This is a genomic window from Aeromonas sp., from assembly GCF_050633025.1.
Classification (GTDB): domain Bacteria; phylum Pseudomonadota; class Gammaproteobacteria; order Enterobacterales; family Aeromonadaceae; genus Aeromonas.
Window position 1 is genome coordinate 12589 of record NZ_JBODRQ010000013.1, and the last position, 17082, is coordinate 29670.

The 17082-nt window shown below is 56.9% G+C and carries 15 protein-coding genes; 6 read left to right on the forward strand and 9 right to left on the reverse strand.

Annotation, left to right across the window (positions count from 1 at the left end; all coding sequences use genetic code 11):
- Positions 1 to 132: 132 nt before the first annotated feature.
- Positions 133 to 1368, reverse strand: a complete 1236-nt coding sequence (locus ACRAUW_RS03425; RefSeq protein ID WP_431361162.1) for an HD-GYP domain-containing protein — start codon at positions 1366 to 1368, stop codon at positions 133 to 135.
- 230 nt (positions 1369 to 1598) lie between these two features.
- Here ACRAUW_RS03425 and ACRAUW_RS03430 point away from each other — a divergent pair, with 230 nt between their 5' ends.
- Complete coding sequence (locus ACRAUW_RS03430; RefSeq protein WP_431361163.1) at positions 1599 to 3215, forward strand: phosphoethanolamine transferase; 1617 nt, start codon at positions 1599 to 1601, stop codon at positions 3213 to 3215.
- Positions 3216 to 3280: 65 nt separating this feature from the next.
- Here the strand turns inward: ACRAUW_RS03430 and nagC are convergent, their stop codons facing one another.
- The 3 genes from nagC to nagB are packed head-to-tail and all read right to left on the reverse strand — an operon-like array spanning position 3281 to position 6455.
- On the reverse strand, positions 3281 to 4495 hold the full coding sequence (gene nagC, locus ACRAUW_RS03435; RefSeq protein ID WP_431361164.1) for a DNA-binding transcriptional regulator NagC: 1215 nt from the start codon (positions 4493 to 4495) through the stop codon (positions 3281 to 3283).
- A gap of 4 nt (positions 4496 to 4499) precedes the next feature.
- Positions 4500 to 5645: an N-acetylglucosamine-6-phosphate deacetylase gene (gene nagA, locus ACRAUW_RS03440; RefSeq protein WP_431361165.1), complete on the reverse strand. Its 1146-nt coding sequence runs from the start codon at positions 5643 to 5645 to the stop codon at positions 4500 to 4502.
- 9 nt (positions 5646 to 5654) lie between these two features.
- The gene (gene nagB / locus ACRAUW_RS03445) at positions 5655 to 6455 is read right to left on the reverse strand and encodes a glucosamine-6-phosphate deaminase (protein ID WP_431361166.1); all 801 of its coding nucleotides are present in this window, start codon (positions 6453 to 6455) and stop codon (positions 5655 to 5657) included.
- A gap of 273 nt (positions 6456 to 6728) precedes the next feature.
- On the opposite strand from nagB, the gene nagE reads away from it, so the two are divergent.
- From nagE to glnS, 3 genes are all read left to right on the forward strand, one after another.
- Entirely contained in the window at positions 6729 to 8186 is a 1458-nt protein-coding gene (gene nagE / locus ACRAUW_RS03450; protein WP_431361167.1) for an N-acetylglucosamine-specific PTS transporter subunit IIBC, read from the forward strand.
- Positions 8187 to 8307: 121 nt separating this feature from the next.
- Entirely contained in the window at positions 8308 to 10971 is a 2664-nt protein-coding gene (locus tag ACRAUW_RS03455) for a beta-N-acetylhexosaminidase (RefSeq protein WP_431361168.1), read from the forward strand.
- Positions 10972 to 11325: 354 nt separating this feature from the next.
- Complete coding sequence (gene glnS / locus ACRAUW_RS03460; RefSeq protein WP_431361169.1) at positions 11326 to 12987, forward strand: glutamine--tRNA ligase; 1662 nt, start codon at positions 11326 to 11328, stop codon at positions 12985 to 12987.
- A 115-nt stretch (positions 12988 to 13102) separates the two neighbouring features.
- Here glnS and fur read toward each other — a convergent pair whose 3' ends face one another.
- The gene (gene fur, locus ACRAUW_RS03465) at positions 13103 to 13531 is read right to left on the reverse strand and encodes a ferric iron uptake transcriptional regulator (RefSeq protein ID WP_431361170.1); all 429 of its coding nucleotides are present in this window, start codon (positions 13529 to 13531) and stop codon (positions 13103 to 13105) included.
- A 242-nt stretch (positions 13532 to 13773) separates the two neighbouring features.
- Between fur and ACRAUW_RS03470 the strand changes: the two genes are divergently transcribed.
- Positions 13774 to 14247 carry a DUF4442 domain-containing protein gene (locus ACRAUW_RS03470; protein ID WP_431361171.1) on the forward strand — a complete coding sequence of 158 codons (474 nt, stop codon included), beginning with the start codon at positions 13774 to 13776 and terminating at the stop codon, positions 14245 to 14247.
- Positions 14248 to 14337: 90 nt separating this feature from the next.
- On the opposite strand, the gene fldA is transcribed toward ACRAUW_RS03470, so the two are convergent.
- From fldA to ACRAUW_RS03490, 4 genes are read right to left on the reverse strand one after another with little or no spacing between them, the layout of a single operon-like run.
- A complete protein-coding gene (fldA, locus tag ACRAUW_RS03475; RefSeq protein ID WP_431361172.1) occupies positions 14338 to 14862 on the reverse strand; it encodes a flavodoxin FldA in 525 nt (174 codons plus the stop codon).
- A gap of 32 nt (positions 14863 to 14894) precedes the next feature.
- The gene (ybfE, locus tag ACRAUW_RS03480; protein ID WP_005334297.1) at positions 14895 to 15191 is read right to left on the reverse strand and encodes a LexA regulated protein; all 297 of its coding nucleotides are present in this window, start codon (positions 15189 to 15191) and stop codon (positions 14895 to 14897) included.
- A 20-nt stretch (positions 15192 to 15211) separates the two neighbouring features.
- The gene (locus ACRAUW_RS03485; RefSeq protein WP_005334296.1) at positions 15212 to 15433 is read right to left on the reverse strand and encodes a DUF2788 domain-containing protein; all 222 of its coding nucleotides are present in this window, start codon (positions 15431 to 15433) and stop codon (positions 15212 to 15214) included.
- Positions 15434 to 15488: 55 nt separating this feature from the next.
- Positions 15489 to 16253, reverse strand: coding sequence for an alpha/beta fold hydrolase (locus tag ACRAUW_RS03490; RefSeq protein WP_431361184.1), 765 nt, complete (start codon positions 16251 to 16253; stop codon positions 15489 to 15491).
- A 292-nt stretch (positions 16254 to 16545) separates the two neighbouring features.
- On the opposite strand from ACRAUW_RS03490, the gene seqA reads away from it, so the two are divergent.
- A complete protein-coding gene (gene seqA, locus ACRAUW_RS03495; protein ID WP_431361173.1) occupies positions 16546 to 17055 on the forward strand; it encodes a replication initiation negative regulator SeqA in 510 nt (169 codons plus the stop codon).
- Positions 17056 to 17082 lie beyond the last annotated feature (27 nt).

Below are 17082 nucleotides of genomic sequence, written 5' to 3' on the forward strand. Positions count from 1 at the left end.
CGGAGGTGGCATGCTCCGCCCGGCCCCTTGGCTGGGCGTTTTTTATACATGGTCAGTTGGCAACCTTCTGATGGGGGTTTGAGCAATTATTCCGGTTTGTCCAATGAGTTATCCCCAGCTTCTGGGGATAACTCAGAATGCAAAGTAGTAGCAGAAGCGGCGGGTCAGGTTGAAGAACTGCCGTTGTCCCTCATCGAGCTCTTCCTGTTTGATAAAAGCAGTGATGGTGCGTTCATCCTCCCGCAGATCGATCATGGCGACGGCTTCCGGCCGCTGGGCCTTGATATAAGGCAGGATCTTCGGCTTGAGGGGCATGGTGGGCTCGGTGGAGAGCACCAGCGCTATGCTTTCGTCCGAGAGTTTCACCAGTGATCCTGGCGGATAGACCCCCAGCACCTTGACCAGCAACTTGACCAGATCCTGGTCGAACTTTTTCTGGGATAACTTGTAGAGCTGGCTGATGGCCTGACTTGGCGCGGCCGGGTTGGTGCTGCTGCGGGGATGGAGCAGTTCATCGTAATAGTCGACCAGTCCAATCAGCCTGGCTAGCGGCGGGATCTCCCCGCCCTTGATCCCCAGTGGATAACCGCTGCCATCGAGTCGCTCGTGGTGCAAATGGGCGACCTGACGGATTTTGGGTTCAAAGGCATTGAGCTGGGTTAACATCTCCAGCCCGTACTGAGGATGCATATTGAGGAAGTTCTGCTCGGCCTTGCTGAGATCTCCCCGTTTTTGGGTGATCTGGCTGGGGATTTTCAGTTCACCGATGTCGTGGATAAGTCCGGCAAGTCCGGTCTCCTCCAGTTCAATGGGATTCATGCCCAGCTCGCGTGCCATCAGCATGGCAATGAACGCTACGTTGAGGCTGTGCTGCAGCAGGACATCTGTGTGGGGGCTGCGAATAAGGTGGAGCCCGAGCGGCCCTTCGTGTTGACTTAGCGCGAAGGCGGTATTGCGGACGATCTGGGCAGTGTTGGCCAGTCCCTCATCCGGTTTGAGGTTGAGCGCTCCGAGCGCATCGCGCAGCTCGCTCATGGATTGGCCAAAGGCTTTGTCGGCGGCACGCATGGAGCGGCGAAAGGCTTTCTCGTCAAAAGGGGGGGGGCCTGAGGCAATCTGCTCCTCCAGCTCGTCAAGGTCGGGCGCTGCCTCTGGGATCTCTCCGCGCAGCAGCGGCTCGATGGGCAGATCGCTCTTGTCGGGGTCAACCATCAGCAGGGTGAGATCAAGATGACGGAGAATATCGAGTTGTTGCTGATCCTTGATCTTGAAGGTATTGAACATAAACGGGTGATTAGTCCATCCCGTGGGAAGATGGATATAGTGGCCGACTCTCAACTGTTCTATCGAGGCTTGGATCAGTGCCATCGGTTGACCTGCATTTCGTGAATGCCTACACAATAAGCTAGCAAAATCCGATGGATAGACAACTAAAAATCCATTTCGTGGCAGCGGAGCTCCCTGTGCTGTGATGGGGCGCACGAGTGCCGTGCTTTCCCTCTTAATTTGCGCTTAAGTTTTACTTCCTACGCTGGCCCCGTCGTTTTTGTTGGCTTGACCGGCCCGCTGCACTGCAGGCCGGTATGTAGGAGTTATTTATGCGAGTAACGCTCGGGGTATTGCAGACCAATCTGTTGCTGGTGCTCTTTTTCGTTCTGGTACTGAACTGGCCAATCTTTTTGCATTTCTATACGGTGCTCAGTGGCCTGTCCCATGTCAAAGCAGGGTTTGCCATCTCGATCCCGCTGGTGCTTATCGCGGCGCTCAATGCCGTGTTCATTCCTTTCACGTTCCGGTATGTGCTCAAACCTTTTTTTACCGTGCTGATACTGACCGGCTCCATCGTCAGCTACGCCATGCTCAAATATGGAGTCATCTTCGATGCCAGCATGATCCAGAACATAGTGGAGACCAACAGCGGGGAAGCCACCTCCTATCTAAATGGGTCGGTCGCCCTCTGGTTCTTGCTGACCGGCATACTGCCGACCCTGGTGCTCTGGTCACTGCGGATCCGCTATCCGGCTCGCTGGTATCAAGGACTGGCGTTGCGGGTTGGTGCACTGGCCATCTCTCTGCTGTTTATCGGGGGAGTGGCGTCACTTTACTATCAGGATTACGCCTCGGTCGGGCGCAACAACAAGTCGCTGGCCAAAGAGATTGTGCCTGCCAACTATGTGCACGGCCTCTACAAATATGGGCGGGATGTGCTGTTTGCCACGCCGATCCCCTACCAGCACTTGGGGACCGATGCCAGGGTAGTCGCACGGGGAAGCAAACCAACTCTGATGTTCCTGGTGGTGGGGGAGACGGCGCGCAGCCAGAACTACTCCCTTAACGGGTATGGCAAGGCGACCAACAGCTTTACAGCCAAAGAGCAGGGGGTTGTGTCGTTCAAAGATGTGCGCTCCTGCGGGACTGCAACCGCCGTCTCGGTGCCCTGCATGTTCTCCAACCTCACACGCCGTGGCTACGATGACCAGCTTGCCAGCTCCCGTGATGGCCTGCTCGATGTGCTGCAACATGCCGGAGTCTCGGTATTGTGGAAAGAGAACGATGGCGGCTGCAAAGGGGTGTGTCGCAATGTGCCGACCATCGAGATCCTTCCCAAATCCTATCCGGCGCTCTGTCAGGGGGAGTCCTGCTATGACGAGGTGCTGCTGGAGGGGCTGGATCAGCAGATTGCCGGCATGAAGGGCAACAAGTTGGTGGCTTTTCACCTGATGGGCAGCCATGGTCCAACCTATTATCGCCGCTATCCCGCCAGTGAACGGTTTTTTGTGCCCGACTGTCCGCGTAGCGATATTGAAAACTGCAGCAACGAAGAGCTGGTCAACACCTATGACAACACCATCCGCTACACCGACAAGGTGGTGGGGCTGCTGATCGACAAGCTCAAGTCGCTGGAGAGCCAGTACGATGTGGGACTGGTCTATCTCTCCGATCACGGTGAATCCCTTGGGGCCATGGGGCTCTATCTGCACGGCACCCCCTACAAGTTTGCGCCAGATGATCAGACTCGGGTGCCGTTGCTGACCTGGTTCTCACCCCAGTTGCAGGCAGATCGCCAGCTGGATATGGGTTGCCTGGCGGCGGAGGCGAGCAGCAAGCGCTTTTCCCACGACAACCTGTTTCACTCCATGCTGGGGATCATGGATGTGCAGACCCGTGTTTACGACAACAAGCTGGATCTGTTCAAGCCATGTCGGGCGGGCTAAACCGCCAGACACAATAGAAAACGGCAGCCACTGGCTGCCGTTTTGTTGTCTCGCAAGGTTGTGTCTTACTTCTGTTCCATGATGATCTGCAGCAGATCTCCCTCCAACAGGGCGCGTTTGACCAGCGCAAAGCCGCCATAGGTTGGCTGGTTCTGGAAGCGCGCCTTCACGATGGGCAGGCCGCGGTGAAAGCTCGGCAGGGATTGATGCTCGACGCAACGGCGGATTGCGGGGAAGAGGATTGCCTCTGCCGCGGTGATTTCCCCGGCGATCAGCACCTTCTGCGGGTTGAACAGGTTGACCGTGATGGCCACCGCTCGTCCCAGATGCTCACCCACGTTTTCGATGACGCTGCGAGCCAGTTCGTCACCCGCCAGCGCCGCCTTGCACACCTCCTGAATGGTGATGTGCTTCTCCTGCAGCGAGCTATGGTGGCCGCGACTGATGAGCTCCTTCACCTTGTCGATGACGGCTTCGTTGGAGGCGATGGTCTCGAGGCAGCCGAAGTTGCCGCAGTGACAACGCTTGCCGAGGGGCTCGACCTGGATATGGCCGATTTCGCCGACGTTGCGGTTCTGACCGAGGAACACCTGCCCCTTGGTGATGATCCCCGAGCCCGTCCCCTGATGGACGCTGACCAGAATGGAGTCCATACAGTCGCGTGACTCGCCGAAGAAGTGTTCGGCCAGCGCCAGCGAGCGGGTGTTGTTACCCACGTAGCAGGGGAGGTTGAAGTGGTTTTCAAGCAGTTTCGCCAGCCCCAGATTGCGGATCTGGTACTTGGGGGTGTAGATGACAGTACCTGATTCCGGGTTGACCAGACCCGGCATGGTGAGCGCGATGCTGATGAGGTTGCGACAGCGTTCGCGGTTGGCATCGATAAAGGCGCCAATCTCCCGCAGCAGCATGTCGACCACGGGTTGCTGGTCGATCTCGGTCACCTGAATGACGTGCTGGTCGAGCTCCTTGCCATCGAGGTCATAGAGACTCAGTTGCAGGTAGCCGCGGCCCAGCTTGGCGGAGACAAACTGAAAGCGATGCTTGATGGTGGTCAGGGAGATGGCGCGCCGCCCGCCGGTGGAGGCTTGCGGAGAGGTCTCCTTGATCAGGCCATGCTCGATCAGTTGCCGGGTTATTTTGGTTACGCTGGCCGGGGCCAGCTGACTCAACTCGGCAATTTTGACCCGCGAGATGGGGCCTTGCAGGTCGATGAGCCGATACACGGCTGCACTGTTGACCTGCTTGATGAGATCTACGTTTGCTATTTGTCCGCCAGTCATGATGTCACTGTTGTGTGTAGTGTCCGTTAACCACGGTCCCACGGACCGTGAAGTCCTGATCGAAGACAGTGAGGTTGGCTACTTTACCGACCTGGATACTACCGAGACGTGAGTCCCATCCAATGGCGCGAGCGGGGTAGAGGCTGGCCATTCTCAGTGCTTCATCGAGCGGTAATCCGACCTGCTTGACCAGATTTTCCACCCCCTCAATCATGGTGAGGGAGGAACCGCCGAGTGTACCATTCTCGTCGACACACTGACCATCGCGTAAAAAGACGGTGGTGCCACAAAAATCAAATTTCTCAAAGCCTTCCGGCGCTCCGGCTGCTGCGGTGGCATCGGTGACCAGCACCAGTCGCTCCCCCAGCGCCTTGTGAGCCAGACGCACGTTGGCCCAGTGCACATGGTGGCCATCGACGATGACGCCGGCGTAGACATCCTTGCGGTCATAAATGGCGCCCACCACACCCGGCTCGCGACCGTTGAGGGTCGGGGTCATGGCGTTGTAGAGGTGGGTGGCAAAGCGAATACCGTTATCGAATCCGGCCATGGCCTGATCGTAACTGGCGGCAGTGTGACCGGCCGAGACCAGAATGCCCGCTTCCACCAGACGGCGGATATGGGCCGGTTCGTTGCGCTCCGGTGCCAGGGTAATTTTGGTGATGGCATCCGCGTTGGCACAGAAGAAGTCGATCATTTCGTCCGCTGGCTGGCGAATTTGCGCGGCAGGGTGGATCCCCTTTCGCTTGAGGTTGGTGTAAGGCCCCTCCAGATGGACGCCCAGCACCTCATTGGGGTTGGCTGCCATGTAGTCGCGGGTCACCGCAACGGCCTGCTTCATATCCGCATCCGGACTGGTGATCAGGGTCGGCAGGAAGCTGGTGGTACCGGATTTGAGGTTGGCCGCCTGCATGGTTGCCAGGGTCTCGACCGTGATGTCGGTGTTGAACATCACCCCGCCACAGCCGTTGAGCTGCACGTCGATAAAACCGGCGGTCAGGTTGGCGCCCTTGAGGTCAATCTGCTCGATGCCCGCAGGCAGTTCGGCCTGGTGAGAGATGGCGACAATCTTGTCGCCCTCGATAAGCACCCCGTAACCGGTTAGCACGCAGCTGCTGGTGTAGAGGGTGCAGTTGGTCAATGCGTACATGACGACTCCTTACAGACGGCCGATGTTGGCGGCTTCCAGTTGCTGGAAGTAGCGAACGGTCTTGACCTTGAGCTCCATGGTGGAGGGCTCGTCGCACACCATCATTCCCTTCGGATGCAGTTGCAGGGTAGAGATGGTCCACATGTGGTTGACGCTGCCTTCCACTGCGGCCTGCAGGGCCAGTGCCTTGCCGTGACCGGTGACCAGGATCATGATCTCTTCCGCATCCATCAGGGTGCCGACACCCACGGTCAGGGCCAGCTTGGGCACCTGCTCCATGTCGCCACCGAAGAAGCGGGAGTTGGCGATACGGGTGTCTTCGGTCAGGGTCTTGACCCGGGTGCGGGAGGAGAGAGAAGAAGCCGGCTCGTTGAATGCGATGTGGCCGTCGTTACCCACGCCACCCATGAACAGGTGGATCTTGCCATAGGACTTGATCTTGTCTTCGTAGCGCTTGCACTCGGCCACCAGATCCTCGGCATTGCCGTTGAGGATGTTGATGTTCTCGGGACGAATGTCGATGTGGCTGAAGAAGTTGTTGTGCATGAAGCTGTGGTAGCTCTCCGGGTGATCTTCCGGCAGGCCGACGTACTCGTCCATGTTGAAGGTGACCACGTTCTGGAAGCTCACTTCACCGGCTTTGTGCAACTCGATCAGGCGCTTGTAGGTGTTGAGCGGGGTGCCGCCGGTGGGCAGGCCCAGTACGAAAGGGCGCTCTGCAGTAGGCTTAAACGCCTTGATACGGTCAACGATGTAACGAGCAGACCAGAGGCCTACTTGGTTGGCAGATTTCAACGGGATCAGGCGCATGATGGATACCTCTGTGTCGGGTTGCGGCCGGTTTGCTGGTGGCAATGGGCTAATACGGATTTCAGTTGTTTTATAGCGTAAATAAAGATTGCGGACTAAGCCACATCTATCCACCACCTTTATCTTGTTTGGGTGATAAAGATCACGATTATCGGTTTATTAATTTGCGCAGCGAAATAAAAGCCCTAGACTGCCAATCAAGCCTTGATGGCTTATGCGTCAAACGTGATAAGCACTTAATTTCTAGAAAAACATTAACTAAGGAGAGGAACCGTGAACATTCTCGGTTATATGCAAAAGATCGGCCGTGCCCTGATGGTGCCGGTAGCGGTATTGCCTGCCGCCGCGATCCTGATGGGGGTTGGCTACTGGATTGACCCGAATGGCTGGGGCGGTGGTAGTCCGCTGGCGGCTTTCTTGATCAAAGCGGGTGCCGCGATCATCGATAGTATGCCAATCCTGTTTGCTGTCGGCGTTGCTTACGGCATGTCCAAAGATAAAGACGGTTCTGCCGCACTGGCCGGTCTGGTCGGTTTCCTGGTAGTGACCACCCTGCTGAGCCCAGGCGCCGTTGCCCAGATCCAGGGCATTCCGCTGGAGCAGGTACCTGCTGCGTTTGCCAAGATCAGCAACCAGTTTGTCGGTATCCTGTGTGGTGTGATTGCCGCTGAGTTGTACAACCGCTTCAGCAGCGTCGAATTGCACAAAGCGCTGGCCTTCTTCTCTGGTCGTCGTCTGGTGCCGATCGTGACCTCTGTCGTGATGATGATTGTCTCCTTCATCTTGATGGCGGTATGGCCGGTGATTTACGGTGGCTTGGTCTCCTTCGGTGAGTCCATCGTCAGCATGGGTGCCAGCGGTGCCGGTATCTACGCCTTCTTCAACCGCCTGCTGATCCCTGTTGGTCTGCACCACGCCCTGAACTCCGTGTTCTGGTTTGACGTGGCTGGTATCAACGACATCCCGAATTTCCTGGGTGGTCAATCCTCCATCGATGCTGGTAAAGCCGTTGTTGGTGTCACCGGTATGTATCAGGCTGGTTTCTTCCCCATCATGATGTTCGGTCTGCCGGGTGCAGCACTGGCCATCTACCACGCCGCCAAGAAAGAGAACAAAGAGAAAGTAGCTTCCATCATGATCGCTGCTGCCTTTGCTGCCTTCTTTACCGGTGTTACCGAGCCGCTCGAGTTCTCCTTCATGTTCGTGGCGCCAGTGCTCTATGTCATCCACGCCGTGCTGACCGGTATCTCCGTGTTTATCGCTGCGTCCATGCACTGGATTGCCGGTTTCGGTTTCAGTGCCGGCCTAGTGGATATGGTGCTCTCCAGCCGTAACCCGCTGGCGACCAACTGGTACATGCTGATTGCTCAGGGTCTGGTCTTCTTCGGTCTCTACTACGTGGTGTTCCGCGCAGTGATTGCCAAGCTGAACCTGAAAACCCCGGGTCGTGAAGATGAGCAAGACAGCGTCCCGGCTGCTGCCCAGACCACCGACCGTACCGAGCTGGCCAAGCAATACCTGGAAGTGCTGGGTGGTCAGGACAACCTGGTTACCATCGATGCCTGCATCACCCGTCTGCGTCTGACCCTGAAAGACCGCAGCATCGTTGATGAGCGCAAGCTGAAAGCCCTGGGTGCGGCCGGTGTGGTCAAACTCGGTGAGCAGAACCTGCAGGTGATTCTGGGCCCATTGGCCGAAATCATCGCCGGTGAGATGAAAGCCCTGCGTTAATCGAGCGACTCGCTCACCTCAAGTCTAAGTCCATTGTTGACATAACTAAGGGCCCCGCTCAGGGGCCCCATATAAAAAAGCCAAGAAAATCCAACCTTTACTTCAAATGAGAGCAGCAGTTATGAACTTGAAACATTCTCTGTTAGCCATTGCCATGTCTACCGTTTTTGTCAGCCAGGTCCAGGCTGCCGATGCCGCCAAGCAGGCCGTGGTCGACTCCCTCGCCAACAACCTGGTGGTCAAGTATGAAGTGGTCACCAACGACGGTGCCGGTGCCGGCCTTGATTGCCAGGCGCTCGGTTCCGAGTGGGCGAGCTGTGGCGTTGCCAGGCTGCACCTGACCAATACCGGTGCTGACGTGACCTCTAAAGACTGGAGCATCTACGTCTCCTCCATCCGTCGTATCCAGCGTGTGGATAACGACCAGTTCACCATCACTCACCTGACCGGCGATCTCTATCGTTTGACGCCAACCGAGAAGTTCCAGGGCTTTGCCAAGGATGCCACGGTCGAAGTGCCGCTGGTGGTCGAGTATTGGGTACTGTTCGAATCTGACATCATGCCGAACTGGTATGTTGCCAGCGAAGGTGCCGAGCCGAAAGTACTGGCCAGCATGAGCAACATCAATGATGCCAGCACCTACGAGAAGCCGATGCCGGCCGATGGCTGGAAGCGTACCAAGGATGACAACAACATCCTGATGAACAGCGAGACCCGTTTCGCGGCCAACCAGACCAGCACCCTGCTGCCTGCAGGCAAGATTGACAACCAGATCGTGCCGACGCCACTCAAGCAGGTTGTGAAGGCGGGCCCACAAATCGACTTCTCCACTATCAAGCTCAATGCCCTGGACTTGCCGAGCGATCGCGCCGAGGCCCTGAAGGCTCAACTGACCAAGCTGGGTGTTACCCTCTCCGACACCGGCTACCCGGTTACCATCAAGCTCGGCAGCAAGCTCAAGCAGGCTGAAGGCTATGATATGACCATCGGTCAGAAGGGCACAGTGATCCAGGGCCGTGACATCGACGGAGCATATTGGGGCGCACAATCCCTCATCTCCCTGCTGGGTGTGGATGACAAGCTGGTCTCTCCGATGAGTGTCGAAGATGCACCGCGCTTTGAATACCGCGGCATGCAGACTGACGTGGCTCGCCACTTCAGAAGCACCGAGACCATGAAGAAGCTGGTTGACCAGATGTCTGCCATGAAGCTCAACGTGCTGCACCTTGGCCTGACCAACGATGAAGGCTGGCGTCTGGAGATCCCGGGTCTGCCGGAGCTGACCCAGGTCGGTAGCCAGCGTTGCCACGACGAGTCTGAAACCAAGTGCCTGATGCCGCAACTGGGTTCCGGCCCGACCAGCGACAACCAGGGTTCCGGTTTCTACAGCAAGTCTGACTACGTGGATCTGGTGCGTTATGCCAAGGCCCGCGGTGTGACCGTGATCCCCGAGATCAACATGCCAGCTCACGCCCGTGCTGCCGTGGTCTCCATGGAAGCGCGCTACAAGCGTCTGATGGCGGAAGGCAAAGAAGCGGAAGCCAACCAGTTCCGTCTGACTGATCCGGCTGACACCTCCAACGTCACCTCGGTCCAGTTCTACGACAAGATGTCCTTCATCAACCCTTGCCAGCCGGGTGCTGCCACCTTCGTGGCCAAGGTCATGGATGAAGTGGCCCAGATGCACCAGGCCGCCGGTCAGCCGCTGACCGCATGGCACTACGGTGGTGATGAGGCGAAGAACATCATGCAGGGCGGTGGCTATCAGGATCCGGCCGTCACCAAGAAAGAAGAGCTGGTCGCCTGGAAAGGCAACGTCGACTCCAGCAAGCAGGACAAGCCGTTTGGCAAGTCCCCGATGTGCCAGAAGATGATCGACGAAGGCAAGATCAAGGAAGTGGGCGAGCTGCCGGTTTACTTCGCCAAGGAAGTGGGCGAGATGGTCAAAGACCGCGGCTTCTCTACCCTGCAGGCGTGGGAAGATGGTCTGAAGTACGCCAGCGGTGCCAAGGACTTCGCCACCGACAACACCCGAGTCAACTTCTGGGAAACCCTCTACTGGGGTGGCTTCAACGAAGCGATGAAGTGGGCGCACAAGGGTTACCAAGTGGTCCTGTCCAACCCGGATTACCTCTACTTCGACTTCCCGAACGAAGTACACCCGGCCGAGCGTGGCTACTACTGGGCAACCCGTTTCAACGACACCCGCAAGGTATTTGCCTTCGCCCCGGAAAACCTGCCGCAGAACGCCGAGACTTCGGTTGACCGCGACGGCAACGCCTTCGTGGCCAAGGGTGACCAGGATCCGGTCAAGTTCAAGGGGATCTCAGGTCAGCAGTGGAGTGAAACCGTGCGTACCGATGCTCAGTACGAGTACATGGTCTACCCGCGTATCTTCTCCGTAGCCGAGCGTGCCTGGCACAAAGGTGGCTTCGAGCTGAACTATGTGAAGGGCCGCGAGTTCTCCGGCGAGACCAAGCATGTCAACAAGGCCACCCTCAACAAAGAGTGGAACCAGTTTGCCAACGTCTTGGGTCAGCGTGTGCTGCCGAAGCTGGATCAGGCCGGTGTTGAATACCGCCTCTCCGTACCGGGTGCCAAAGTGGTGAACGGTAAGCTGGAAGCAAACGTGGACCTGCCGGGTCTGCCCATCCAGTACAGCCTGGACGGTACCAACTGGAGTGCCTATGACGCCGCGGCCAAGCCGAGCGTAGATGGCAAGGTCTACCTGCGTACCACCAGCTTCGATGGCAAGCGCACCAGCCGCGTCACCGAACTGAACTGATAGCAGTCAACCGTTAACATGAGGTGGGTCGCAAGACCCGCCTTTCCCAAGGGCGATGGCGCATCGGGTTTGGGAAAGGTTGACTGTGCGTGTGAGCCTTTGTTGTGTGTAAATGTCTGTTTTGTTTTTCATCACTTTCAGCCCCGCCCTGTGCGGGGCTTTTTTTATCCATTTTGTGCGCAAGGTGCCAACCCCTCCCGTTTTTCGTGGCGCAATGGCCGGGAAATGGCCCGGAAGGGCCAAATTCAGGTTGAGGCAGCGCCCGTAATGAGGGATCATACCCGGCTTGACGGCGGGGGGATGAGGGTGCCAGCCGGCACAACTTCCGCCAGTGACGCTTTTTTGAGGTGAGCCATGAGTCAGGCGAACAGCCCAACTAACTTTATTCGTCAGATCATTGATGAAGATCTGGCCAGCGGTAAGCACAGCAGCGTGCATACCCGTTTTCCGCCCGAGCCGAACGGTTATCTCCATATCGGCCACGCCAAGTCCATCTGCCTGAACTTCGGCATCGCTCGTGACTATCAGGGCCAGTGCAACCTGCGTTTTGATGACACCAACCCGGTGAAAGAAGACATCGAGTACGTCGAGTCCATCAAGCAGGATGTGCAGTGGCTGGGCTTCCAGTGGAACGGCGAGATCTGCTACTCCTCCGACTATTTCGACAAGCTGCACGGCTACGCCATCGAGTTGATTGAAAAGGGCCTGGCTTATGTGGACGAACTGACTGCCGAGCAGATGCGCGAGTACCGTGGCACCCTGACTGAAGCAGGTAAAAACAGCCCGTTCCGCGATCGCAGCGTGGAAGAGAACCTGGCGCTGTTTGCCAAGATGAAGAACGGCGAATTGGCTGAAGGCACCGCCTGCCTGCGCGCCAAGATCGACATGGCCTCTCCTTTCATGGTGATGCGTGATCCGGTTATCTACCGAATCAAGTTTGCCCACCATCACCAGACCGGTGACAAGTGGTGCATCTACCCGATGTATGACTTCACTCACTGCATCTCGGACGCGCTGGAAGGGATCACTCACTCCATCTGTACCCTGGAGTTCCAGGATAACCGTCGTCTGTACGACTGGGTGCTGGACAACATCAGCATCGACTGCCACCCCCGTCAGTACGAGTTCTCTCGTCTGAACCTCGAGTACACCGTCATGTCCAAGCGCAAGCTGAACCTGCTGGTGACCGAGAAGCACGTCGACGGTTGGGATGACCCACGCATGCTGACCGTTTCCGGTCTGCGTCGTCGCGGTTACACTCCGGCCTCCATCCGCGAGTTCTGCAAGCGCATCGGCGTCACCAAGCAGGACAACATCGTCGAGATGAGCATGCTGGAAGCCTGCATCCGCGAAGACCTCAACGAGAATGCGCCGCGCGCCATGGCCGTGCTGCATCCGGTGAAAGTGGTCATCGAGAATCTGGCGGCTGACGAAGTGCTGACTGCCCCGGCCCACCCGAGCAATGCCGAGATGGGTACCCGCGAGCTGAACTTTACCCGCGAAATCTTCATCGACGAAGCCGACTTCAAAGAGGAAGCGAACAAGCAGTTCAAGCGTCTGGTGCTGGGCAAGGAAGTGCGTCTGCGCAATGCCTACGTCATCAAGGCCGAGCGCATCGAGAAGGATGCCGACGGCAAGGTCACCTGCATCTACTGCAGCTACGACCCCGAGACGCTGGGCAAGGATCCGGCCGATGGCCGCAAGGTGAAAGGGGTGATCCACTGGGTCAGCGCCACTCACGCCCTGCCAGCGGAAGTACGTCTCTACGACCGTCTGTTCAAGGTGCCGAACCCGGGTGCCGAGGATGACTTCGAAGCCGCGTTGAACCCGGAATCCCTGGTGATCATCGAGGGTGCCCGTGTCGAGGCTTCCCTGAAGAACGCCAAGCCGGAGCAGGCTTACCAGTTCGAGCGTGAAGGTTACTTCTGCGCCGACAACAAGCTCTCCAGCCCGGAGCATCTGGTGTTCAACCGCACCGTTGCCCTGCGTGACTCCTGGGGCAAGGTAGAAGGCTGATACAGTGGGGCAGGGGAGACTCTGCCCTCCATGGTGCTTCTATCCTGTTTCGGACAATAAAAAAGCCAGCTGATGCCGGCTTTTTTATTGTCCGTGATCTGATGTTGCAGCCGACTTAGTCGTTGTGCTTGCACTCACCGCTGGCACAGTGCCCGTAGAGATAGAGGCTGTGGTTGGTGAGACGGATATTGTGCTTTTTGGCGATCTCGCGCTGGCGCTGCTCAATCACCTCGTCGGAGAACTCGATTACTTTGCCGCAGTCCAGGCAAACCAGATGGTCGTGGTGCTCCTGAGTGGCCAGCTCGAATACCGACTTGCCCCCTTCGAAGTGATGGCGGGTAACGATACCTGCATCATCAAACTGGTTGAGAACGCGGTAGACGGTGGCTAGACCAATCTCTTCACCCAGATCGATCAGGCGTTTATAGAGATCTTCGGCGCTGGTGTGTTGGCAGTCCGGTTGTTGCAGGATTTCCAGGATCTTGACCCGGGGTAAGGTTATCTTGAGCCCGGCCTTTTTTAACGCTTGGTTGTTGTCTGCCATATTCTACTTATTCGCATTCTCGAAGGTGGGGTTATTCTGATGGACTGCCGCAGTAATGGCAACCTTCAACTCGCTTGGCTTGTCATTATAGGTCGTAGCCTCCCTAAAAATAAACCCGGCAATTCAAGGGGTTTAGTCATAAATGGCCGGTTGGATTGAAATAATGAATCGTGTCGTCCGACTTGCTGGCATGGCAGATGTTGATAAGATGTAACTTTCATATTTCTGGTCGGATGAGATCAATGGATTGGCTTTTTGACAATGCGGCCTGGGTGCGCCGCGCGCTCAACGCCTGGCCTCCCTTCTGGGGCGCCGGTATCAAGATAGAGACCCTGAGCGATGATTTTCGCTACTGCCGGGTGACCCTGAAATCCCGCTGGTGGAACAAGAATGCCAACCGCACCCAGTTTGGCGGCAGCATGTTTGCCATGACAGACCCCATCTATCCGCTGATGCTGATGGGCTACTTCAAGAATCGCTACTACGTCTGGGACAAGGCGGGCAGTATCAATTACATCAAGCCGGGCAAGGGCAAGCTGGTGGCCGAGTTCAACCTGACCGAGGGCACGTTGGCCGAAATCGTGGCGGCGACTGAAGGTGGCAACAAGCACTTCCCCGAATTCGAAGTAACGGTGCAGGACAAGAGCGGCGAGCTGGTGGCACAGGTCAAGCGCACCCTCTATGTACGGGCCAAACCGGAGCACAGAGGTGAATAACAGGGGAGAATAAAGGCAGACATCGCAACAAGCAGATACACCAAGGGCCCCGTCGGGGCCCTTGGTGTCAGAGAGAAGAGGGGAGGCGGATTACTCCAGCTCGCCCAGGCACATCTCTTCGTGCAGCTGCTTGCACCAGCCCTTGACGCGCTCGGCGGTCAGCTCCGGCTGGCGATCTTCATCGATCCCCAGACCGACGAAGTGCTTGTCATCGACCAGTGCCTTGGAGGCTTCGAACTCGTAGCCGGCAGTCGGCCAGTGACCGATGATGATGGCGCCTTTGGCTTCGACGATGTCACGCAGGGTGCCCATAGCGTCGAGGAAGTACTCGGAATAGTCTTCCTGATCACCGCAACCGAAGATGGCGACCAGCTTGTTGGTGAAGTCGACTTCGCCCAGATCGGGGAAGAAGTCATCCCAGTCGGCCTGGGCTTCGCCGTAGTACCAAGTCGGGATGCCGAACATCAGCAGATCAAAGCTGTCGATGTCGGCCTTGCTGCTCTTGGCGATGTCACGGACTTCAATCAGGTTTTTGCCCAGCTCTTTCTGGATCATCTTGGCGACAGCTTCGGTGTTACCGGTATCGCTGCCAAAAAACAGACCTACACTTGCCATAGTGTTTAGTTACCCGTATTTGGTGTTAATGCTCAGACTGCAATGTCCACCGCAAAGGCGGACTCAATCTGTTGTTTCAGGATAGATTGGATCAGCTCGGCTCGGCTGATGTTCTGTTGTAACGCAAGTTGGTTCAGGCGCTCCAGCAACTCGGCCTCCACCTTTAACTCTACCCGCTTCAGCCCATTTTCCCGATCGCGCTTAAGCTGGTTACGCTTGTTGATCTTGAGCTGGGTCTCGCGGGGGAGTGGATTGGTCTTTGGCCTGCCGGGGCGCTTCTCATTTGCGAACAGATCCAGTGTTGTTCGATCAGTTTGCTGTTTGGCCATACATCACAGATGAAAATAAGTTAGCCGAGTCCTGAGCCTTCCCAGCCCAGTTCGATCAGCCCCTTGGCGACAAAACCCGCACAACCCAGAAACAGTACCAACCAGACGATGAAACGACCGAAACGGGGCACGTTGCCGCGTTTGAGCACGTCCTGAATGGCCAAGCCAATCAAAATAAAAATGGCCACGAAGAATAACTTGAGGCCCAGACTCTCGATCAGGTCAATATGTTCACTAAGCATGGATTGCGCACACTCCTTATGACGGGCGCACTATATCACAAAGGATTTGGAACTGTTAACCGCCTGTGGACAGGAAATCCACAACCAGTTTGTTGAACAAAGCCGGCTTTTCCGCATGCAGCCAGTGGCCCGTACCGGCGATGACACGCACCTTTGCCGCCGGGAATTGCGCCAGTGCCGCCTCGCTGTATTGCGGTTGCATATAGTCAGAATCCCCCCCCTTGATAAAGAGCACAGGCCCCTCGAAGCTGTGTTCATCCTCGGGCCAGCCCATGATGTTGGCGTAGTTCTCCTCAAGAGCGGGCACATTGAAACGCCAGTGCCAGCCATCATCGCCTTTGGTGAAGGATTTGAGCAGGAACTGGCGCACTCCCACGATCTCGATATACGCGGCCAGAATGCGTTCCGCATCGTTGCGGCTCTGGGGCTGAGCCGCCAGAGTGGCGTTGAGTCCGACAAAGACACTTTGGTGGCGGGAGTGGGGATAGGCGACCGGCGCCATGTCGGCAACCACCAGCTTGGTCACTCGTGCGGGTGCCAGCTTGGCGACCTGCATCGCCACCTTGCCACCCATCGAGTGGCCAATCAGGGTCGCTTCAGCAATATTCAGCCGATCCATCAGGGTCAGGATATCGGCGGCCTGCGCCGGATAGCTCATGTCATCGCTGCGAAACGAGGCGCCGTGGTTGCGCAGATCGACGCTGATGACCCGGTACTGCTCGCCGAGGGCGCGGGCCAGCAGACCCAGGTTGTCGAGGCTGCCAAACAGGCCGTGGATCAGAATGACCGCCGGGCCCTGACCCTGCTCTTTGAAGTTCACTACGCTCTTTTGTTGCAAAATGACACCTTGTTCGGTCATGAGTGCGTTGCCCATATGATTTAACGTACTGGAAAGAAAAGGATTTCGTATGAAGGATGGGAAATTTGTGTGGTTTTTTTTCTAAAAAATCCCGTTCAGATCGGCTATCAGTGCGGCCGATCACACACTTGGTCCACTATTATGCCGTATTCTCGATGCGATTCATGTACATCTGCCAGCCCCTTGCTTGGGCTGTCGGGTTTGCCTATGTATAATCGCCGCATCTGAATTTCGACGAGTCCTGCGCATTCCTATGAAAACCATCGAGCTTGATGACGATCTCTACTTCTATATCGCCAGCCAGACCCGGCACATTGGTGAGAGTGCCTCCGACATTTTGCGCCGTCTGCTGGAACAGCCTGCTCACCAAGGTGTGCCGGTTGCCAAGCCAGCTGCCGTCGCGCAGCCCAGTGCGGTAGCCACCCGGCAAGGGCTGCAAGCCCTGCTCGATTCCGGTGATCTGCAAAAAGAAGAGAAGTCCATCAACCGCTTCATGCAGGTGCTGAGTACCCTCTACCGGGATGACCCGGTCGGGTTTACCCAGGCCACCGAAATCAAGGGTCGCAAGCGCGTCTATTTCTCGCGGGATCCCGAGGCTCTGCGTGCCAGTGGCAGCACCACCAAGCCCAAGCCTGTACCGGAAACCCCGTTCTGGGTGATCACCAACACCAACACCACTCGCAAGCAGAATATGGTGACCCTGCTGATGGTCAGCATGGGTTACGGCGATGAGGTGATCGCGCAGGTGTGCGGCGCAATCTAACGGTTTTTCAAGACTCAGGCCTTGCCC